Genomic DNA, 21,563 nt, shown 5'->3' on the forward strand with positions numbered 1-21,563 from the left:
CCTCGTCAACAGTCGTGTGGTCTGACCCGACACCATGGGGCTGCGGGTTGACCGCGACGCAGTCCTGCCGGCAGCCCGGCATAGTCTGAGTGCTGACGTAGATGTTGTTTATGAAGTGCAGCGGCGACCGCCGAAATCTACACTCGCCCCCTACACGACGCTCTTCCGATCGCGGCCGGCGCAGCGGCCGCTCCATGAGCCGCCGCCGAGTCCGCGGCGGCGGGATCCTGCGGGCGCGCGGCCAAAGGCGCGCCCGGCACAGCCGCCGACGGCTCGCGGTCGGCGGGAGGTTCCGGCGGCAAGCTGTAGCCGCCTTGAACCGGAACGTCTTTGTCCTGCGGCAGTCCCGCCGCCAACTCGCCGAGGAACCCTTCCCTTTTCGGGAAATGGAACTGCTCCTGCACGATCGTGTCGTTGCTGCGTCCGACGCGCTGATTGACGGCTTTCGGGATCAAGACTTCGCGCGACAGAGCCGCGCGGATGCTTTCTTCCACGAACGCCGTCAGCTCGGCTTCCTTGCTGAAACGGACTTCCAGCTTCGCCGGATGCACGTTCACGTCGACCAGCGACGGATGCATCGCCAAGCGCAGCACGACCAGCGGATGGCGGCCTACCGGCAGCAAAGTATGATAAGCCCGCATGATCGCTTGATTGAGCACATGGCTGCGGATATAACGGCCGTTCACCACCGTAGTGATGGCGCTGCGGTTCGAACGGGTAAAGTCCGGCAGACTGACGAATCCCGAGACGGCGAAATCGAGACTCTCGCCTTCGAGCGGCAGCATCGCTTTGGCGCTGGTCGTGCCGTAGACGGCGGCGATCACCTGAAGCAGATCGCCTCCGCCCAACGTCTGAAGCAGCGAGTTGCCGTTATGGCGCAGCGTGAACGCCACCTCCGGATGCGACAGCGCCATCCGGTACATATAATCGGAGATATGCCCCAATTCCGTTTGCACGGTCTTCATGTATTTAAGCCGCGCGGGCGTGTTGTAGAACAGCTCGCGTACGCGAAAATCGGTTCCTCGGGAAGCCGGAGCGTCTTCGTTGTTCTTGAGCGTGCCGCCTTCCACGACCAGACGGCGTCCCGCGCCGTCTTCGCCGCAGGCGGTCACGACTTCGACTTTCGAGACGGACGCGATACTCGGCAGCGCCTCGCCGCGGAAACCCAAACTCGTGATCTGAAACAGATCCCGTCCGCCCGAGATCTTGCTGGTCGCATGACGGTAGAACGCCGTCTCGCAATCTTCCGGAGCGATTCCCGACCCGTTATCGGTTACGCGGATCGAAGACAAACCGCCTTCTTCCGCCCAGACGTCCACTTTGGTCGCGCCCGCGTCGATCGCGTTCTCGACCAATTCTTTGACGACCGAAGCCGGCCGTTCCACCACTTCGCCGGCCGCGATCTGGTTGGCGATATGCTCGTCCAATACTTTGATTTTGCCCATCGTTCTTCTCCTTTCCCGATCGAATCTCCGCAGCGTCCGAGCGGCATGCCCGCTTTACAGCCGCTGCGCTTCCAATTTCAATTCGTTCAAGAGCTGCATCGCTTGAAGAGGCGTCATGTTCATGACGTCCAGCTCCCGCACTTTTTGCAGCATCTTTTTGACTTTCGGATCTTCCTTGACCTGCGCCGGAGCTGCATGAGCCGCCGCGCGGGCAGGACGTTCTTCGTCGCCGAAGATCGAGAGCTGCACCACTTCGTCCGCGGACGATTGTTCGGCGAGAGCTTCTTCTTGACCGGAACGCGCTCCGTAAACAGTCTCGCGACCGGCTTCGGCCGTTTCTTCCGCAACAGCAAGGCGTTCGCGAACTTCGTTTCCGTTCGTATTCGAGGCCGGCTTCGCAGGCTGCGCGCCGGACGTTTCGATCTCCGCCTTGTCGGCTACGGCAGTCCTCGCAGACGAAGTACTCATGGCTTCGTTCGACCGAATCTCGATTTTCGAGAAACGCTCGCCCGACGCCGTGCCGGAATGTCCCACGGCCACTTCGGCCGCGGCCTGCTCGAAGCCTTGAAGCAGTCCGTAAGCGCGATCGATGATGCTGCCCGGCAATCCCGCCAGACGCGCGCAGTAGATCCCGTAACTCGTGCTCGCCGCTCCCGGCACCAATTTGCGCAGGAACGTTACGTTATCGCCGCTTTCGCGAACCGCCATGCAGTAGTTCCGCAGCCGCGGCAGGCTTTCTTCGAGATGCGCCAGTTCGTGAAAATGCGTCGAGACCAGCGCTTTGCAGCCGATCGACTCGTGCACGTGTTCGATCACGGCCTGCGCGATCGCCATGCCTTCGCTGGTCGAAGTGCCTCGGCCCAGTTCGTCGATGATGATCAAGCTGTCGCGCGTCGCCTGCTGCGTCATGACCTGAATATCGGCCATCTCGACCATGAACGTGCTTTGTCCGCCGACCAAGTCGTCCGCCGCGCCGATCCGGGTAAAGATCCGGTCCAGCAGCGGCACGCTCGCCCGGTTCGCCGGAACGAAACAGCCTATCTGCGCCATGATCGAGATCAACGCGACCTGACGCATGTACGTGCTCTTGCCGGCCATGTTCGGTCCGGTGATCAACATGATATTCGCGCCGTCTTCCGTCAGGTCGGTCGCGTTGGCGACGAACGAGCCGCCTTCCATGACCGCTTCGACGACCGGATGGCGTCCGTTATCGACCGCCAGATCATAACCGTCGTGAAGCTGCGGACGGACAAACGACTTCTCCGCGCTCGCTTCCGCGAACGCCTGATACACGTCGATCTCCGCTACGCGTTCGGCGAGCGATTTGAGTCTCGGAATCCGCTCCGCGACTTTCTCGCGCAGTTCCAAGAACAGCCCGTATTCGAGATCGGCCATCTTCTCTTCCGCTTCGAGAATCAACGATTCTTTTTCTTTCAATTCCGGCGTGATATACCGTTCGGCGTTCGCCAATGTCTGCTTGCGTTCGTAACGGCCTTCCGGAAGCTGTCCCAGATTGGCGCGCGTCACTTCGATATAGTAGCCGAACACTTTGTTGTAGCCGACTTTGAGCGAACGAATGCCGGTCACCCGGCGTTCTTCCGCTTCCAGTTCCGCGATCCAACGTTTGCCGTTGACGCTCGCTTCGCGCAGTTGGTCCAGATGTTCGTGGTACCCTTTGCGAATAAGTCCGCCGTCGCGCACCGAGACCGGAGGTTCTTCGGTAACGGCCGCCGCGATCGCTTCGGCCAGTTCCGCGCACTCGTCCATCCGGTCAGCCGTTTCCGCGAGCGTTCGCGAGCCGGAATTCAGACAGATCTGCTTAAGTCCCGGAATCTGCACGAGCGAATCGCGCAATGCGACCATATCGCGTCCGTTGGCGCTGCCGAACGCCACGCGCCCGACAAGCCGTTCCAGATCGTAAATCTCCCGCAGCGCTTCTTGAATGTCGCCGCGCAGAATCAGATCGCGATGCAGATGCTCGACCGCTTCCAGACGTTCTTCGATCGCTCCGCGCTGAAGCAGCGGCTTGTCGATCCAGCGGCGCAGCGTGCGCGCGCCCATCGACGTCTTGGTACGATCCAACAGCCAGAGCAGCGAACCTTTTTTCGAACGTTCGCGCACCGTCTCCGTCAATTCCAGATTGCGGCGGGTAAACGGATCGAGAATCATATAATGGTTCGGCTCGTAGACCGACATCTTCGTCAATTGGCCGAGCGCGCGCTTCTGCGTCTCCGCCAGATAAGCGAACAGTCTCGCCACGCATTGGCGGCGTTCGTCGTCCAGCCGCGCCCAAGCCGCTTCGCCGAACTGTTCGCGCGCGCCGTCCTCTTTGGATTTGTCCCACGGCGTGCAGACGAGCCGGCGTTCCATCGGCGCGATCTGCGCTTCCAGCAGCTTCAGCAGCGTCTCGTCCCCGATCGCTTCCGACGGCTGGTAGACGCCCACTTCGCCTTTGAGCCATTCTTCGCTGTCCGGCGCGGACGTCACGTGCAGATCGCCCGTCGACAGATCGCAGGCCGCGATCGCGGTCATGCCGTTCGAACGGGTCACGCAGACGAGATAATTGTTCGACTTCTCGCCGAGCGCGCGGCTTTCCATCAGCGTGCCCGGCGTCACGACGCGAACGATCTCCCGTTTCATCATGCCGCGTCCCGCACCCGGCTCTTCCACCTGTTCGCAGATCGCGACTTTGTATCCTTTTTCGATCAGACGCTGCACGTAGCCTTCGGCCGAATGGTACGGCACGCCGCACATCGGCGCTTTTTCGTCCAGTCCCGCGTTGCGTCCGGTCAACGTGATCTCCAGCTCTCTCGAAGCCGTGAGCGCGTCATCGAAGAAAATTTCGTAAAAGTCCCCCAGACGGAAAAAGAGGATCGCGTCCTTCGCTTCTTCCTTGATCTGAAGATACTGTTCCATCATCGGCGTTAACTTGGCCATGATTCCCCTCCATACTGTTGCCTTCGTCGTTCATCCTATTGATTATACCAGAATTCCGTCAAAAAGCCCGCTTCCGACGAACGTGCGTTCAAGCTTTGCCGCCGCCCTATGCCTCACACTTTTCTCGCTGAATTCCGATTTCATCTCGCCAAACAGGAACTTATGTTCCCAATATAATTCTTCTTCTCGAGGAAGTCAAAGCACGGCTGCTTCTGCTTCGCTACGTTGACTAAAAAGCAACATACCGCAGCATTTTTACCTCTCACAGGCTGCGCCTTACATTTTTTGAGGAGATACGTCTGCGAACACCCGTAAAAAAAGACGATCTTCTCCCGATCGCCCCAAGAAAATTATTTTGTGTAAAAAGGTTAAGCAGCACAAGGGAAAGTTCAGTTAGGCGCTACAGACTTTCAAAGAAAGTCACTTCGGAAGCATACGCTACAGACTTTCGAAGAAAGTCACCTCGAAAGCATACGCTAAAGACTTTCGAAGAAAGTCACTTTGGAAGCATAAGCTACAGACTTTCGAAGAAAGTCACTTCGGAAGCATAAGCTACAGACTTTCGAAGAAAGTCACTTCGGAAGCATAAGCTACAGACTTTCGAAGAAAGTCACCTCGGAAGCATAAGCTACAGACTTTCGAAGAAAGTCACTTCGGAAGCATAAACTAACGAATTTCCCCTGAAGCTGCCTTAGCCTTTCGACCCCACGAATAGGATTTTCATCATCCTCCCACCACATGCGGAGCCTTATCCTTCTTCGACATCTCCAAATACCGTTTCAATTCCCGGCATAATTGGAGGATCGCCGAACGCACTTCGAATTCTTCGCGCGTATCCGGCAGACTCATCTCTTTGAACCGCTCTTCCAACTCTTGGAGCATTTCTGCCGCTTTGCCCGTATAATGCTCGCGCTTCACGTCTTCTTCCAACCGGTCGAACAACTGCGCGGTCAATTCGGCCTGCGAGATCTGGCGATACACTTGCGACACCAGCAGCGCCATCGTTTGGATCGACTCGAGCTGCTGCTTGCGCATAACGAAGTAAACGATCCAGAACTCGTCCGCTTTGCGCACTTGATTTTCTCGCGACCGTTTGGCCAGCTCCAGGCCTTGCGCCACCTTCTTGTCCGCTTCGATCAATTCTTTGCCGTCCCACACATAATCCGGATTGCGCAGCGTGCGCGCGAATTGGGCGAAGATCCGCGAAAAGCAATCGTCCGCTTCGGCGCGGATCTTCGACAGCTGCTCTTCCGGATTCGGCATGTAAATCAAGTTGACGAGCATGGCCGAACCAAGGCCGATGACCAGCAGCTGCAGCTCCGTCCAGATGACCGGCCAACTGATCGTTCCCGCATTAAAGACGTGGAACACGACGACCGCGTTCGTGACGATCCCGCCTTTGAACGTCGCTTTGACGATCGCGGGAAACGCGATCAGGATGTAGATCGGAATGACCCAATAATGGAAGCCCAGCGTGCCGAACAGCACGCTTGCGACGATCAGGCCGACGATGGACGCGAAGAAGCGGTCCACGACCGTTTTGACGCTCCGCTTAATGGTCGTATCCAATCCCAGAATAGCCAGCAGTCCCGCCGATGTCGCCGAGGGGATGCCGACGAAATGCGCGATCATGATCGAGGCGAAAGCCGCGAGCGCCGTCTTGATGACGCGAAAACCAAACATGCCAGTCACCGAATCCCTTCTCCGTTTTTCAGAAACGTTCACTTAATTTTCAAAATTGCCATGACGCTTACAATTCTTCGCGGAAACGAAAATCCTGCCGCTTCCGCTGAGGGAATGGGCAGGATCGTCGTCAGACTCCGCTTCGAGTCATGTCTACAATTTGAGATTATACAGGCTCGCGTACTTTTGTTCCAGATAGTCGGCCAAGTAATCCGGATTCAATTCTTCGCCGGTCACGTCGAAAATGATTTCGGCCGGTTTCTTGGACTTGCCGAACCGGTAGATCTTCTCGGTCAGCCATTCTTTGATCGGCAGCAGATTGCCTTGTTCGATCAATTCGTCGTAATTCGTCAGCTCTTTGCGCAGCGTGTGCATGATCTGCGCCGCGTACATGTTGCCGAGCGAATACGAAGCGAAGTATCCGAACGAACCGCCGGACCAGTGAACGTCCTGCAGCACCCCTTGCGAGTTGTTCGGCGGCGTGATGCCCAGATAACTCTCGTATTTGGCGTTCCATACTTCAGGCAGCTTCTTGACGTCGAGATCTTCGTTGAACAGCATCTTCTCGATCTCGTAACGGATGATGATATGCAGATTGTACGTCAGCTCGTCCGCTTCGATGCGGATCAGCGAATTCTCGACCCGGTTCGCGGCAAAATGGAACAGTTCCGGCGTCACGCCCGTGAGTTGGTCCGGGAACTGCTTCTGCAATTCGCCGAAATACCGCTGCCAGAACGGCAGGCTGCGTCCGACCATGTTCTCCCAGAAACGCGACTGCGATTCGTGGATGCCCATCGACGTGCCCTGCGCAAGCGGCGTTCCGGTAAGCTTCGGATCGATGTTTTGTTCGTACAAGGCGTGGCCGCCTTCGTGCAGCGAACTGAACGCCGCGCTCAAAACGTCTTTCTCGTGATAGTTCGTCGTGATGCGCACGTCGCCCGGGTTCAATCCCGTCGCGAACGGATGCACCGTCTCGTCGAGACGGCCGGCGTCGAAGTCGTAGCCCATTTCTTTCAGAATGAAATGGCTGAACGCTTTCTGGCCTTCTTTGGGATACGTCGCGTCCAAGAACGGCAGGTTCGGCTTGATGTCCGAGGCCGCGATCGCTTCCGCCAACGGCACGAGCCGCTTTTTGAGCCGATCGAACACGTCGTCCAGACGCTCGACCGTCAGGTCGGGTTCGTACATGTCCAGCAGCGTATCGTAAGGAGTGTCTTTGGCTCCCCAATAGCCGATGAATTTGCGCAGCGTCGCCACGATCTCGCTCAGGAAAGGCTCGAACGATTCGAAATCGCCGCTTTCTTTGGCGTCTTCCCATTTCGTTTCCGATTTGGAAGTCAGAATCGTATAGGCTTGGAATTCTTCCGCCGGCACTTTGCGATTGAGATCGTACTCTTTTTTGACCGTCTCCACCAAGCGGCGATCGACGTCGTCGAGCTGCGCCAGGACGGACTCCTGCGTGAACAGCTCGAGATATGTACCCATTTCGTCGGACGTTCCCAGTTTAAACGCTTCGGTCGACAGCAAACCGATCGTCTCCGCGCGCTTCTCGGCCCCTTTGCGAGGCGCTCCGGTACGCAGATCCCAATACATCAGGCCTACCGCTTCGTTATAACTTCCGATTCTGCCTACCAACTCGCGGAATCCGTTCCATTGCTCTTGTAATCGCTGCTCCATCCGAGTCGTTCCTCCCTCTGATTAAACGTTCCATAAAAATGGTAAAAAGGTTTGTTTACCTCTTGATCATACTTATTGACCGGCGTATAATCAATATCAAGAAAAAGATTTTGCAAAATATAATTTATCAAAAGGAGTCCTGATCATGTCTTTGACCATGCGAGTATCTCCCGAAGCGCAAGCCCTGCTGCAGCAAAAGTTCGACGGTCGTCCCGGCTATCTCCGCGTCGCTTACGACAACGAAGGCTGCGGCTGCTCGCTGAGCGGCGCGATCGCGCTGTGGATCGTGGACGAACAAAAAACTTCCGATCTCGATATCGCTTCCGACAGCGGCATCCCGTTTATCGTGGATCGGAATGACGCGGTGTATTTCGACGAGAACCTCTCGATCACGATCAGCGGCTTCGACAAATCTTCGGTCCGGTTGGCCAGCGACGGGCAATCTTACGGTTCCAGCATTCCGCTCGAAGACAGACGCGACGCGGCCCGAATCTCCTCCTGAAGCGCTTCCGCCGATATTCGTCAAAATTCGGGGTTGAATTTTGACCGAGCATTTATGTAAAATTCGGAATAACGCTAACGGACGCCGGTTTTTTATGCAGCTTATGCAGTGCCGGCCCGACATTTAAGGAGGAAACCGTTTTGACTCAGATTACCGAGATTTTGAATCATAATAAGGCGTTCGTGGAAAACAAAGATTACGAGACGTTCCTGAGCGGCAAATTCCCTGAGAAAAAAGTCGTCGTGCTCACCTGCATGGACACCCGGCTGACCGAGCTTCTGCCGCGTGCGATGAATATGCGCAACGGCGACGCGAAGATCCTGAAAACGGCCGGAGCCGTCATCTCTTCGCCGTTCGGCAGTATCATGCGTAGCATTCTGGTCGCGCTCTACGAACTTCAAGCGGAAGAAGTGATCGTCGTCGGCCACCACGAATGCGGCATGGCTTCGCTGAACGCCGACCATATCATGGGCAAAATGCGCGATCGCGGCATCTCCGACGAAGTGCTCGCGACTCTCGATCATGCGGGCGTCAATCTCGGACAATGGTTCAAAGGCGTGGAGAACGAAACGCAGGGCGTGATGCACAGCGTCAACATGATCGCCAACCATCCGCTGATGCCTGCGGGCGTTCCCGTTCACGGCATGCTGATCGATCCGAAGACGGGCGCGCTCGAATTGATTTACGACGGTTACGAGCATGTCCAAGCCGGCGAAACGACAGCCCCTTGACTTTTTTCTTTCACGGATGCCAAAGCTTGTCCGACAAAGCGGCGTTTCTATCGGAAACGCCGCTTTTTTGCGTTTTGGAGCCTTGTTCCCCTTTTCACTTCGGTTGCCGTCCGGTCTTGCGATGTTGTACACTGAATAGAAGAAGCGTATCCGCGCTCGGAGGATCGCTTGAATACGGGGAACGGGTGATTTGATGAATATACTTTCTTACGGCCTGCTTGCTCTGGTCTCGCGCCAGGAAGCCTCGGGCTATGATTTGATGCTTAAGATCCAGCCGTTCTGGCAGGCCAAGCACAGCCAGATCTACCCTCTGCTCGGCAGCATGGAAGAAAAAGGGCTGCTGAGCGCCAAATGGATTCAGCAGACGGATAAGCCGGACAAGAAGCTGTATTCCATCACGGAAGAAGGCACGAACAAGCTGCACGAATGGCTGCTCGAAGATACGGCGGCTCCGGTCATGCGGGACGAGTTCAACCTCAAATGTTTCTGCATCCATCTGGCCGACCCTGCCGAAGTGCGCCGCATGTTCTCCGATCGCCGGGCTTACCATGTGGATCGAATGAAGTATTACAAAGACATCCAAGACAATATCCCGCAAGAATACCGCAATCCCGGACATATCGGTTTCGAAGATTATATCCTGCTGCAAAAAGCCATTCTGCGAACCAAAGCCAGCGTCGACTGGATCGATTGGGTCGAACAGGAATACGGTCAAGCCAAGTTCGAATCCTGAAATTCATTAAAAATTGAAACGTTTCCGAAATTCCTCCGTATAAGGTCAGACAAGGACAAAAAGCGCAAGCTTTTTGCTTGACACCCCGACCTTACAGGAGGAATTTTTTTATGACCCGATTCAAAAAAGCGTTCGCCGTTCTGCTCTCCGCCATGATCGTATTCGCCGCTTCGGCCGTCGTGCCGGATCAAGCCGACGCGCGCCGCGGAGGTTTCAGTTCGGGACCGAGATCTTACCAGAGCACGCCGAACAAATCGCAAAATACCGACAGCTACAATTCGAGCACGCGCTCGAACTCCGATAAGCAGTCCAACACGAGCAGCTATAACCGTTCGAATACCAATAACCGCAGCGGCTTCGGCGGAGGGTTGATGCGCGGCCTGTTCTTCGGCGGCATCGCCGGCCTGATGTTCGGCAGCCTGTTCGCGGGCATGGGCGCTTTCGGCGGCATTCTGGGCCTGCTGGTCAACGTGCTGGTCCTCTACATGGCCTTCGTCTTGATCCGTGCTGTCTACCGCGCCGTGCGGGACAACCGCCGCCGTTCGCGCGAACGGGAAGGACGTTATTAAGCCATGCAGCTCACGATGGACGAGATTATCAACGCCGTCTGCCTGAATATCGCCGAGCGCCGGCAGATCCGCCCTACGGACGTGATCGTGGAGCTGCTGTGGGACGAGGACCTCGGCTACAGCGCGCAGATCACCGTTCAAGGACAGAGCTGGTATATCGCCGAAGGCGCGCTGATCGAAGCGATCATGCGTTATCTGGACCAAGAGTACGGGAGGCGCGTGTTCCCGGAGCAGATCCGGTTGGATCTGACGGACGAAATTGTCGCGCATGTGGCGAGTTGAATTTGGCTCAAGCTTCCCTGCTCTCGCCAACTCGGCGGTGCTTTTGTTAAAATGGAACTTGCACCCGAGCCTCTTGAAGAAAGGACTGGTCGCATGCTGGGCATCGACGTCAAAAAAAGCGGAGAAAAGGTGACGATCCAATGGCTGCTGTCCAAGATCGAAATCCCTTCCGCCGATATCGCCGAAGTTTATCTTGACGATACGTATGCAGGACAAGATCGTGACGCGATCCGAATCGGAACGCCTTACGGTACGACAGACCGGGTGGTCGTGAAGACCAAACATCAAAATTACATTTTGTATACGACCAACTATGAAGCTGTTCGCAGCAAGCTTTTATCCTGACCGATCGTCGGGTAAACCCAAAAAAGCGCCGTTTTCCGAAACGGCGCTTTTTGTCGTTTCCGTCGTTCAGGACTCGCTGCGCAGCGGCGAAACCCCGCTTTTTTTGCTATATTGGATTTGATGATTCCGGCGTACCGAATATCCGTCATAAGGAGGATTCCATGATTCTGCGACAAATTCCCGATCGGCTGCGTTTCGGCGAGGAGGACGACGCTCTTCGTCTCGAATTCGATCGGCGTATCGGCCATTTCTCGATGAGGCAGCATCATTTTCATACCGGTTACGAGTTGTATTACCTGTTCAGCGGCGAACGGAATTATTTCGTCAAAGAAAGCACGTACCGCGTTCGCGCGGGCGATACGGTGCTGATCGATTCGAATGTCGTGCATAAGAGCACGGATTCCGGCATTCCCGATCACGAGCGGGCCGTGCTGTATTTCTCGCCTGCTTATTTCGACGTTCTTCCGCCCGACGAACGGGAGATGCTTCTCTCCCCTTTCGTTCGCGATCGGCCGCTGGTGGCGCTCAATCTGCAAGAACGGTTGCGAGCCGAAGAGCTGCTGTTCTCCCTGCTCGGCGAGCTGCACGAGCGTCCGCCCGGTTACCGGCTGCATGTGCGGCATATGGCGGGCGAACTGCTGCTGCTCGTCGCCCGGGCTTCGCTCAGACGAGGCGCGCCCGCTCTGCCGGAACCGACGCCCGTCGAGCGCAAAATATCGGAAGTCGTCCGCCATATCAACCGTTATTATGCGCAGCCGCTCGACCTCGGCGAACTGGCCGCGAAGTTCTATATCAGCCGCAGCCACTTGAGCCGAACGTTCAAAGAAGTGACCGGTTTCGGATTCGCCGAATACGTCAATATCACGCGGATCAAGGAAGCCCGTCGGCTGCTTCGCGAGAGCGCGCACAGCGTGACGACTGTATCGGAACTGGCGGGATTCGACAACTTTTCGCATTTCGGCAAAATGTTCAAGCGGCTCTCCGGCCTGTCTCCGAGAGCCTACCGCAAGCTTTACGGCTCCGGGTAAAAGCACGGTTTTGAAAGCCGGCTTGGTTCGGAAAATTTTCACGTGTGCATTTCTGTCTTCTTCGCTTGACATCGCTCTTCAGCCGCCCTACACTGAAACCGTTAACATTCGCGAAACGGAGAGTATGCCATGATTACCATCAAAGACATCGCCAGAGCGGCGGGCGTATCGCATACGACGGTGTCGAGAGCGCTGAACGGCAGCCCTCTGATCAAGCCGGATACGCGGGAGCGGATCGCCCGGATCGCGGCGGAAATGAACTATGTACCGAACGACAGCGCGAAGAATCTCGTCACGCAGAAATCGAACACGATCGGACTCTTTTTCTCCAGCATCGATCAAGGCACGTCTTCCAGCTTCCTGATGGACGCGCTCAAAGGCATCCGCCAGACGCTGAACGAGAACTATCTGTTGACGGTGAACGGCATCGACGACGTGACCCATCTGGGACGGGTTCACGCCCGGCGTTACGACGGCATTCTGGTGATGAGCCAGACCGAGCGCGACAACGCGTTCATCTACCATGTGCAAGCCGGCGGGATTCCGCTCGTGGTCTTGAACCGCCAACTCGACGATCCCGCCATCTCGAACGTGGCGGCCGACGATCGCGGCGGCGGACGTGCCGCGGCCGACCATGCTTACGAACTCGGCCATCGGCAGATCGGCATCATCGAAGGCCGGGCGGGATTCAAGTCTTCTGCCGAGCGCAGGCTCGGTTTTACGGAAAGCTTGATGGCGCACGGGTTGACGCCGAATCCCGCGCATTTCGTGCAGGGCGACTACAGCATCGAGAGCGGCTATGAAGCCATGATCAAGTTGCTGGAGCAAAACGATCGGCCGACCGCCGTATTCTGCTGCAACGACGATATGGCGATCGGGGCGATGAATGCCTGCTTCGACCACGGGGTGTCCGTGCCGGGCGACATGTCGCTCATCGGATTCGACGATATGGTCTTCGCCCGCTATGCGAATCCGCCGCTGACCACGATTCGTAAATCCGTGTTCGAGATCGGACGCGAGGGTACCAAGCTGCTGATCGAACAGATGGAACGTCCGGACAGGCCTGCCGTTCAGCGGCATCTGGGCAGCGAATTGATCCCGCGACGCTCCGCCGCCGCGCCGGCCGTCGCCTCGCGGAACCGAGATTCGATATGAGACGAGGGAACAAGTCCGACAGGCTTGTCTCCCGTCTTTTTCAACGCAAAATGTTCACGTGTGCAATTCAATATCAATAGACTTCGTTAGCCGACGGAAGAATCGTTCAAATCCATTTGCCAAAGGAGCTACCTTGCATGACCAGCTATCCGAGATTGTCGCGCAGCCTGTTCCCGGACCTCCCCGTTTATCCCGAAAAAGTGATTCAGTTCGGCGGCGGCAATTTTATCCGAGCGTTCGTCGATTGGCAGCTTCAACAAATGAACGACCGCGGACTGTTCGGCGGCAGCGCCGTGTTGGTCCAAGCGTTCTCCCGAAAGACGGACCCGAAATTCGACGAGCAGGATCGCCTGTTCACCGTTCTGACCAACGGCATCGCAGACGGCAAGCCGGTCGATTCCGTGCAAGTGGTCTCCAGCGTCAGCCGCCTGATTAACCCTTATGTCGATTATGCGGATTATCTGGCGCTGGCCGAAAACGAAAATCTGCGTTTTATCGTGTCCAACACGACGGAAGCGGGCATCGTCTACCGCGCCGAAGATTCGCTTGGCGACGAACCGCCCGCCGGATTTCCGGGTAAGCTGACCGCTCTGCTGCACCGCCGCTATACGCTCGGCAAACCGGGTTTTACGGTGATTCCGTGCGAGCTGATCGACCGCAACGGCGAGAAACTGCTGGAGATCGTCAAACGGCATGCCGACGATTGGCGCTTGGGCGAAGCGTTCAAGCAATGGCTTGATACGGATAACGTCTTCTGCTGCAGTCTGGTAGACCGGATCGTGCCGGGATACCCGAGCGGCCGCGAGTCGGAGCTGGACACTCGGCTGAGTTATCAAGACAAGCTGCTGGTGGCTTCGGAACCTTATCTGTTCTGGGCGATCGAAGGACCGGAATCGTTGAAAAAGGAGCTGCCTCTCGCCGAAGCCGGATTGAACGTCGTGGTTACGCCCGATATGACGCCTTATCGCGAACGCAAAGTCCGTCTGCTGAACGGCCCGCATACCGCGATGGTTCCGCTCGGCCTGTTGGCAGGCCTCGAGACGGTCAAAGACGTGATGAACGACGAAGATCTCTTCCCTTTCATTCGTTTATTGATCGAACAGGAATTGATCCCGATGCTGGATCTGCCGAAGCCTGAACTGCAAACTTATGCCGAAGCGGTGCTCGACCGTTTCCGCAATCCGTCCATCCGTCACGAGCTGCGTTCGATCTCGCTGAACAGCGTGTCCAAGTTCACCGCCCGCCTGCTGCCGATCCTGCTGCGTTACGCCGAAGAACGCGGCGAACTGCCGCCGCGCATCGTGCTGGCGTTGGCCGCCCTGCTGTACAGCTATCGCGGCGACCGCGTCCCGCCGCAGGACGAACCGGCCGTGTTGGAGATCTTCGACCGCGCTTGGAACGATCCCGAGAACTTCGCGGCGACGATTCTGGGCGAAACGGCGCTGTGGGGAACCGATCTGAACGAAGTGCCGGGACTGACGGCCAGAGTGAACGCTCATCTTCAAGAGTTGGAGCGATCGGGTTCGCGCGCGGTACTGCATGAGTTGGAGAAAGTTTAAGAAAAGGAGGACCGATCCATGCGAACGATCACCAAGATGAATCCCCGCGACAACGTCGCGGTGGCGCTTCGTCCGCTGGCAGCCGGCGAAGCGCTGTCGGCGGAAGGCTTGACGCTGCGGAGCCTACGCGACGTCCCGCAAGGCCACAAGATCGCGACGGCTCCGATCCCGATCGGAACCGTCGTCATGAAATACGGCGCGCCGATCGGCTTCGCCGCCGAAGACATCGAGATCGGCGAATGGGTGCATACCCATAATATCCGCACCACGCTCGCCGGCGAAGAAGAGTATGAATACAAGCCCGAGCTGCACCCGGCGGAGTATCCGCGCCGCGAGCTGACCTTCGACGGCTACCGCAGGCAGAACGGCAAAGTCGGCATCCGCAACGATCTGTTCCTCGTGCCGACGGTCGGCTGCGTCAACGGCATCGCCGAGCTGATCGTCGCCGAATACAAAGCGGCTTATCCCGATCTCGGGCCGTTCGACAACGTGACGGTGCTCAGCCATCCGTACGGCTGCTCGCAGCTCGGTGACGACCATCGCATGACCCGCAGCATCCTGATCGATGCGGTCAACCATCCCAACGCGGGCGGGGTGCTGGTGTTCGGGCTCGGCTGCGAGAACAATATCGTGGCCGAGTTCCGCGAACTGTTGGGCGACTACGACGAGTCGCGCGTGAAGTTTCTCGTCGCCCAAGAAGTCGGCGACGAAGTGGAAGCGGGCTTCGCGCTGCTCGAAGAGCTGCGCGAAGCGGCGCTCGAGGATCGCCGCGAGCCGGTACCGCTGAGCGAGCTGAACGTGGGACTCAAATGCGGAGGCTCCGACGGATTCTCCGGCATCACGGCCAATCCGCTGCTCGGCGCGTTCTCCGATTTTCTGATCGCGCAGGGCGGCAGCACCATCTTGACCGAAGTGCCGGAAATGTTCGGCGCGGAGAAGATGCTGATGGCGCGCGCCGCCGACGAGCAGGTCTTCGAAGACATCGTCTGGTTGATCAACGATTTCAAGCAGTATTTCCTGTCGCACGGCGAAGTGGTCTACGAGAATCCGTCGCCGGGCAACAAAGCGGGCGGGATCAGCACGCTGGAAGACAAATCGCTCGGCTGCACGCAGAAAGCCGGCACGTCGGCCGTGGTCGACGTGCTGAAATACGGCGAGAAGCTGCGCCGCAAAGGGCTCAGCCTGCTGCAGGCGCCGGGCAACGATCTGGTCGCGTCCTCCGCTCTTGCCGCCGCGGACTGCCAGCTCGTCTTGTTCACGACGGGACGCGGCACGCCGTTCGGCAGCTTCGTGCCGACGGTGAAAGTCGCGACGAACAATCAATTGTTCGAGAAAAAAGGCCATTGGATGGACTTTAACGCCGGTCCGCTGCTGGAGCGGCCGATGGAGGACGTGCTGGAAGAATTTATCGCTTATCTGATCGAAGTCGCCGGCGGACGCAAAACGCGCAACGAACAGAACCAAGTGCGCGAACTGGCTATTTTCAAAACGGGGGTTACGCTATGAATACGCAGAACGAAGCGCCGAAAACCGCACAAAAAGGCTTTTTGAACGACGATTTCCTGCTGTCTACCGATACCGCCAGAACGCTGTTCCATAATCACGCGCGGCATATGCCGATCATCGACTATCACTGCCATCTCGATCCTCAAGAAATCTACGAAGACCGTCCGTTCGCCAATCTGACCGAAGCTTGGCTGTACGGCGATCACTATAAGTGGCGGCTGATGCGCGCGAACGGAATCGCGGAAGAACGGATCACCGGTTCCGCGCCGGATTACGGCCGCTTTCTCGCTTGGGCCGAGACCGTGCCGAGAACGGTCGGCAATCCGCTCTACAGCTGGACGCATCTCGAACTGCGCCGTTTCTTCGGCATCGATACCCCGCTAAGCGAACGTACCGCTCCGGAGATCTGGGAACGCGCCAACGAGCGGCTGCAAGAATCCGATTTCACCCGCCGCGCCTTGATCGCGAAATCGAACGTGAAGATCGTCTGCACGACCGACGACCCGGCCGACGATCTGGAATACCATCGCCTGCTGGCGGAAGAAGAACAGCGGTTCGCCGTGCTGCCGACGTTCCGCCCGGACAAAGCGCTCAATATCGACGCTCCGGGCTTCCCGGATTGGATCGCCAAGCTCGAAGCCGTCTGCGGCCGCTCCGCTTCCACGTTCGCCGAATTGAGCGAGAGGCTGGGCGAACGGGTGAAGTTCTTCCATGAACGCGGCGGAAGGCTGTCCGACCATGCGCTGGATACGCTCAAGTACGAAGAAGCGGACGAAGACGAACTCGAACGCATCTATGCCAAGCGTTTGTCCGGCGGCGAACTGAGCGAGTCCGAGATCGTCCGCTACCGCACCGAGCTGCTGACGCGACTGATCGCTTTCTATGCCAAGCAGGGTTGGACGATGCAGCTGCATATTCATGCTTACCGCAACAATAATACGCCGATGTTCCGCAAGCTCGGCCCGGATACCGGTTTCGACGCGCTCAACGATCTGCCGCTGACCCAATCGCTCTCCCGACTGCTGGACCGTGCGGAGAGCGGTCCGGAAGGTCTGCCGAAGACGATCCTCTACTCGCTGAACCCCGGCGATTATCCGGCGCTTCTGGCCTTGATGGGCTGCTATCAACGGGATATTCCGGGCAAAATGCAGCTCGGTTCCGGTTGGTGGTACAACGATACGCGCGACGGCATGCGCCGCCAACTGACGCTGCTCGCCGACAACGGTCTGCTGCCCCGATTCGTCGGCATGCTGACGGATTCGCGCAGCTTCCTTTCTTATACGCGGCACGAATATTTCCGCCGCGTGCTGTGCGAATGGATCGGCGAACTGGCGGCGCGCGGCGAAGCGCCGGACGATGCGGAACTGCTCGGCCGAATTACGGAAGATATCGCCTACGGCAACGCGGCTTCGTATTTCGGATTCGGGAAGGCTTGATCCGGAAGATTAGGCAAATTTCTTTGCGAATAAGATTTCGCGATTCTGCGCAAAAAAAGCTGTCCGGCGAGTCGGCGACGACTTCGTTCGGGCAGCTTCTTTGCGATCGGACGAACGCGGACGGCGAATCGTCCGCTGCGGCTTTTGCCGCAACCTTTTTCGAACGCGGACGCGTTTCGCCCGCCGCGTTATTCGGACTGAAACACGTTATGCCGCCGACGGTATTCGCCGGGCGTCAACGACGTTTCCCGTTTGAACAAACGCGCGAAATAACTGGGGTCCGGAAACCCGCAGCGTTCGCCGATCCGCGCCAACGGCTCGTCCGAATGGGCCAGCAACCGTTTGGCCCGTTCGATCTGAAGGCGATGCCGGTAAGCCAGCGGACTGAGGCCCGCATGCTGCTTCAAGCATCTGGACAAATAATCGAAATGGTAATGCAGATCGCGTTCCATCGCCGCCGCGTCGAACGGCGATTCCAAGCGCTCGGCAATATAAGCGGCCGCCAATTCGCCCAGACGATCCGCGCGGGAGCGCGCCGCCGATCCGTTGACCTTCCGTTGAAGCAGCAGCAGCAAGCGGCAGAATTCGACTTGGAGTTCGTACGATCGGGCCAGCGTCAACGTCTCGTACAAGCTCAGCATCCCGTCCAACAGCGGGCGCAGCTCCGCCAGTTCGATATCCGCGAACTTCGGAATCACGACTTTGCCGGGACTCGGCTGCGTTTCTTGACTGGAGCGCGGCAGCAGCGGCTGACCGGGCGCTCCGCTTTCGCCGGATTCGGTTTCGGAAACCGAATCGTGCCGATAGTGGACCCAATAGACTTCCGTATCTTCTTCGGTCGCCCGGAATCCTTTGTGACGCAGCCCTTCTTCCAATACCAGCATTTTGCCGGGACCTACTTCGTAACGCTCGCCTTCTTCTTCGATAAACAAAGCGCCCGAACAGCAGATGATCAGGTCATGCGCGCCGAATACGCGCTGCGCGTGGATCATGCCTTTTCGCCAGACGCCATGCCCGATCGCCGCGATCCGAGGAAACGGCGGAACGTTCAGTTCCAGAGTCCTCATCCCCTTCTCCTCCTTCCGCATTGGATTCAATCCGGCACGTTCCTTATTTTAGGACGCTCCGCCCGTTTCGTCTCCAATCGTTTCGACAATGTAGAAATTGTACGATAGGTAGTCGAAATTGTCAGCTTTTTTAGGCGATAATATTCGTTACAGTGGTAGATATCGTACGATTCTTATTTCGAACGCGGGAGGATTATTGCATGCGACTTCGTCAGGTTCATCTGGATTTCCACACATCCGAGGCAATCGGGGAGATCGGCCGGGATTTCTCCAAAACGCAGTTTCAAGAGATGCTCAAACTCGGTCATGTCGATTCGATTACCGTTTTCTCCAAATGCCATCACGGTTGGGCTTACCATCCCTCCGAAGCCAACGAGACGCATCCCGAGCTGAATTTCGACCTGCTCGGCGCGCAGATCGAAGCGGCGCACGAGATCGGCGTCAATACGCCCGTGTACCTGTCGGCCGGTCTGGACGAGAAACTGGCCCGCCGCCATCCCGAATGGTTGATCCGCGATCCGCAAGAACGTACCAATTGGGCCGCCGATTTTATGGAACCGGGTTACCATCAATTCTGCATGAATACGCCTTATCTCGATATTCTGGCCGCGCAGGTGCGCGAAGTGGTCGAACGTTACGACGCCGACGGCATCTTCCTCGATATCGTGGGGGTACGCGAATGTTACTGTCAATCCTGCGTCGCCGAGATTCGCCGCCGCGGGTCCGATCCGCGAAGCAAAGAAGACATGCGCGTCTTATGGGAAGAGACGTATGCCCGCTACGCGGCCGAGATGGATAAAGCCGTACACGAGCTGAAACCCGGTCTGCCGCTGTTCCATAATAACGGACATATCAAGCGCGGACGCCGCGATCTGGCCGCGTTCAATACGCATCTGGAATTGGAATCGCTTCCGACCGGCGGTTGGGGCTACGACCACTTCCCGCTGTCCGTCCGTTATGCGCAAGGATTGGGCATGGACGTGCTCGGCATGACGGGCAAGTTCCATCAGTCTTGGGGCGAGTTCGGCGGATTCAAACATCCGAACGCGCTGCGTTACGAAGCGGCGCTCAGCATCGCGAACGGCGCGGGCTGTTCCGTCGGCGATCAACTGCATCCGCTCGGAGAAATGGACCCGGCCACGTACGCGCTGATCGGCGAAGCGTACGCCGAAGTCGAAGCCAAAGAAGAATGGTGCCGGGATGTATCGTCCGTCGCGGATATCGCTCTGCTGTCGGCGGAAGCGGCCTGTTCGCATTACGGCGACGCGGAACCCGACCGCAAAGCGATCACGCTGGCCGATACCGGCGCGGTTCGCATCCTGCTCGAAGGCCAATATTTGTTCGACGTCGTCGACAACGAAAGCGATCTGCAAGCTTACAAAGTCGTCGTGCTGCCCGACTGCATCGCGATCACGCCGGAGCTGCAAAAACGGCTGGATGCGTTCGTCGCGGCAGGCGGCAAGATTCTGGCGACGGGACGTTCCGGCTTGACTCCGGACGCGGCAGGTTTCGCTCTGGAATTGGGCGCGAGCTGGTCGGGCGTTTCGCCGTTCAACCCGACGTATATCCGCCCGTCTTTCGAACTCCCGTCGCTTCGGACCGCTTCCTTCCTCGTCTATGCGCAAGGCTACGACATCGAAGCGGAGAACGCCGGGGAAGTGCTGGCCGCTCGTCAAAACCCGTATTTCAACCGCGACTTGTTCACGTTCAGCTCGCACCGCCATACGCCGTCTAACATGCAGGACGCCGGTCCGGGCATGACGGAAGGTTCGGCCGGCATCTACGTCGCTTGGAATCTGTTCGCGGATTACGCGCTGTTCGGCAGCCTGCCGGTCAAACAGATTTTGCACCATGCGCTCGATAAGCTGCTGTCATCCGTTTCCGGCGGCCGGACGCTGGAAGCGAGTCTTCCGGCGCAGGCGGTAGCCACTTTGCAGGAACAACCGGGCCGGAACCGCCGGGTGCTGCATCTGCTGTACGCCCCGCCGATCCGCCGAGGCAAAGACGTCGAGATCATCGAAGATCTGCCGTTCGTCCGTCCGACCGAAGTGTCGTTGGCCGAAGATCGTCCCGCTCGCGAAGTCTATCTGGCCCCGCAGCGCACGCCGATCGAGTTCACGCAGGAGAACGGCCGGATTCGCTGCACGGTACCGGAATGGTCCTGCCATCAGATGGTGGTCGTGGAAGTCTAAATCATGTCTCTATTGTACAAAAAACAAGCCGGTAAGCTGCCTGTGGAGGCGGCTTACCGGCTTTTTGATGCAACTTTACGGCGCTTAGGCACGTCTTGCGGTTAACCGAACAAAAACACGGAGCAAAAAAAGGAGCCTTATGAAACGAAAAACAAAATGGACGATAGCCGCTTTGACCGTTTTGCTGTCAGCCTTGCTTATAACGGCCGGACGAGAATATCTGCTGCCGCATCCCGAACCGATTCATCATGTCGAACGCGTAGGCGACCTGCTGTATACGATCGATCTGGATCGCGACGTATTCAAGCGAGGCGAATCGATTCGGGTCCGGGCCGCCGTGCAGAATCTCGGAACTCGCACGCTCGGCTATACGATCGGAAGCTCTTCATGCCCGTCCGACGTGAATATCGATATCGCGTATGCCAAGTCAAGCAAAGAGGTCGGTTTGGGTTTCGAAAAACACGCCTGCACGACCGATCTCGGATACGGTTCGCTGGCTCCGGGCCAGTCGACGGGAAACGAAGAAGTTTTCAGCACGGAATCTATTCAAGGCGATGATTCGCTGCCTGCGCCGGCGGGCGTTTATCACGTCCGTTTCGATCTGAATCCTTTCGAAGGCGACTTCCCTTCTTTGTCCGAACCGACGCCTTCTGTTCCTGACGCGCCTCCAACCGGTTCGTCTTTCCCTATTCGGATCCGTTGATAAATCTCGCTTC

17 protein-coding genes and 1 pseudogene are annotated in these 21,563 nt (G+C 57.6%); 13 read left to right on the top strand and 5 right to left on the bottom strand.

The window, feature by feature from the left end; all coding sequences use genetic code 11:
* Positions 1 to 368: 368 nt before the first annotated feature.
* From mutL to CDO73_RS06500, 4 genes and pseudogenes are all read right to left on the bottom strand, one after another.
* Positions 369 to 1,445 (bottom strand): annotated as a pseudogene (gene mutL / locus CDO73_RS06485) (DNA mismatch repair endonuclease MutL); the annotation flags it as partial.
* A gap of 54 nt (positions 1,446 to 1,499) precedes the next feature.
* Positions 1,500 to 4,382, bottom strand: coding sequence for a DNA mismatch repair protein MutS (mutS, locus tag CDO73_RS06490; RefSeq protein WP_088487707.1), 2,883 nt, complete (start codon positions 4,380 to 4,382; stop codon positions 1,500 to 1,502).
* Between the two features lie 723 nt (positions 4,383 to 5,105).
* The gene (locus CDO73_RS06495) at positions 5,106 to 6,065 is read right to left on the bottom strand and encodes an aromatic acid exporter family protein (RefSeq protein WP_088487708.1); all 960 of its coding nucleotides are present in this window, start codon (positions 6,063 to 6,065) and stop codon (positions 5,106 to 5,108) included.
* A 153-nt stretch (positions 6,066 to 6,218) separates the two neighbouring features.
* A complete protein-coding gene (locus tag CDO73_RS06500) occupies positions 6,219 to 7,742 on the bottom strand; it encodes a carboxypeptidase M32 (RefSeq protein WP_088487709.1) in 1,524 nt (507 codons plus the stop codon).
* Between the two features lie 145 nt (positions 7,743 to 7,887).
* On the opposite strand from CDO73_RS06500, the gene CDO73_RS06505 reads away from it, so the two are divergent.
* The 11 genes from CDO73_RS06505 (at position 7,888) to uxaC (ending at position 17,588) form a co-directional block, all read left to right on the top strand.
* Complete coding sequence (locus CDO73_RS06505; RefSeq protein WP_088487710.1) at positions 7,888 to 8,244, top strand: iron-sulfur cluster biosynthesis family protein; 357 nt, start codon at positions 7,888 to 7,890, stop codon at positions 8,242 to 8,244.
* A gap of 140 nt (positions 8,245 to 8,384) precedes the next feature.
* Positions 8,385 to 8,975: a beta-class carbonic anhydrase gene (locus CDO73_RS06510; RefSeq protein WP_088487711.1), complete on the top strand. Its 591-nt coding sequence runs from the start codon at positions 8,385 to 8,387 to the stop codon at positions 8,973 to 8,975.
* A gap of 193 nt (positions 8,976 to 9,168) precedes the next feature.
* A complete protein-coding gene (locus tag CDO73_RS06515; protein ID WP_088487712.1) occupies positions 9,169 to 9,708 on the top strand; it encodes a PadR family transcriptional regulator in 540 nt (179 codons plus the stop codon).
* 110 nt (positions 9,709 to 9,818) lie between these two features.
* The gene (locus tag CDO73_RS06520; RefSeq protein ID WP_088487713.1) at positions 9,819 to 10,277 is read left to right on the top strand and encodes a hypothetical protein; all 459 of its coding nucleotides are present in this window, start codon (positions 9,819 to 9,821) and stop codon (positions 10,275 to 10,277) included.
* Between the two features lie 3 nt (positions 10,278 to 10,280).
* Positions 10,281 to 10,559: a DUF2653 family protein gene (locus CDO73_RS06525; RefSeq protein WP_088487714.1), complete on the top strand. Its 279-nt coding sequence runs from the start codon at positions 10,281 to 10,283 to the stop codon at positions 10,557 to 10,559.
* A 93-nt stretch (positions 10,560 to 10,652) separates the two neighbouring features.
* Positions 10,653 to 10,904, top strand: coding sequence for a SunI/YnzG family protein (locus CDO73_RS06530; RefSeq protein ID WP_088487715.1), 252 nt, complete (start codon positions 10,653 to 10,655; stop codon positions 10,902 to 10,904).
* Positions 10,905 to 11,065: 161 nt separating this feature from the next.
* Complete coding sequence (locus CDO73_RS06535) at positions 11,066 to 11,932, top strand: AraC family transcriptional regulator (RefSeq protein WP_088487716.1); 867 nt, start codon at positions 11,066 to 11,068, stop codon at positions 11,930 to 11,932.
* A 129-nt stretch (positions 11,933 to 12,061) separates the two neighbouring features.
* Positions 12,062 to 13,087: a LacI family DNA-binding transcriptional regulator gene (locus CDO73_RS06540; RefSeq protein WP_088487717.1), complete on the top strand. Its 1,026-nt coding sequence runs from the start codon at positions 12,062 to 12,064 to the stop codon at positions 13,085 to 13,087.
* 137 nt (positions 13,088 to 13,224) lie between these two features.
* The gene (locus CDO73_RS06545) at positions 13,225 to 14,646 is read left to right on the top strand and encodes a tagaturonate reductase (RefSeq protein ID WP_088487718.1); all 1,422 of its coding nucleotides are present in this window, start codon (positions 13,225 to 13,227) and stop codon (positions 14,644 to 14,646) included.
* Between the two features lie 18 nt (positions 14,647 to 14,664).
* Positions 14,665 to 16,152, top strand: a complete 1,488-nt coding sequence (locus tag CDO73_RS06550; protein WP_088487719.1) for a UxaA family hydrolase — start codon at positions 14,665 to 14,667, stop codon at positions 16,150 to 16,152.
* Entirely contained in the window at positions 16,149 to 17,588 is a 1,440-nt protein-coding gene (gene uxaC, locus CDO73_RS06555; RefSeq protein ID WP_088487720.1) for a glucuronate isomerase, read from the top strand. Before CDO73_RS06550 ends, uxaC begins: the two co-directional genes overlap by 4 nt.
* A 188-nt stretch (positions 17,589 to 17,776) precedes the next feature.
* Here uxaC and CDO73_RS06560 read toward each other — a convergent pair whose 3' ends face one another.
* Complete coding sequence (locus CDO73_RS06560; RefSeq protein ID WP_179218609.1) at positions 17,777 to 18,655, bottom strand: helix-turn-helix domain-containing protein; 879 nt, start codon at positions 18,653 to 18,655, stop codon at positions 17,777 to 17,779.
* Between the two features lie 200 nt (positions 18,656 to 18,855).
* On the opposite strand from CDO73_RS06560, the gene CDO73_RS06565 reads away from it, so the two are divergent.
* Positions 18,856 to 20,847 (top strand): beta-galactosidase trimerization domain-containing protein, encoded by a 1,992-nt coding sequence (locus CDO73_RS06565; RefSeq protein ID WP_088487722.1) that lies wholly within the window; start codon positions 18,856 to 18,858, stop codon positions 20,845 to 20,847.
* A 139-nt stretch (positions 20,848 to 20,986) separates the two neighbouring features.
* Positions 20,987 to 21,550, top strand: a complete 564-nt coding sequence (locus tag CDO73_RS06570; protein ID WP_088487723.1) for a hypothetical protein — start codon at positions 20,987 to 20,989, stop codon at positions 21,548 to 21,550.
* The last annotated feature ends 13 nt before the right edge of the window (positions 21,551 to 21,563 follow it).

It is taken from the genome of Saccharibacillus sp. O23, assembly GCF_002205895.1.
In the GTDB taxonomy this organism is placed as follows: Bacteria; Bacillota; Bacilli; order Paenibacillales; family Paenibacillaceae; genus Saccharibacillus.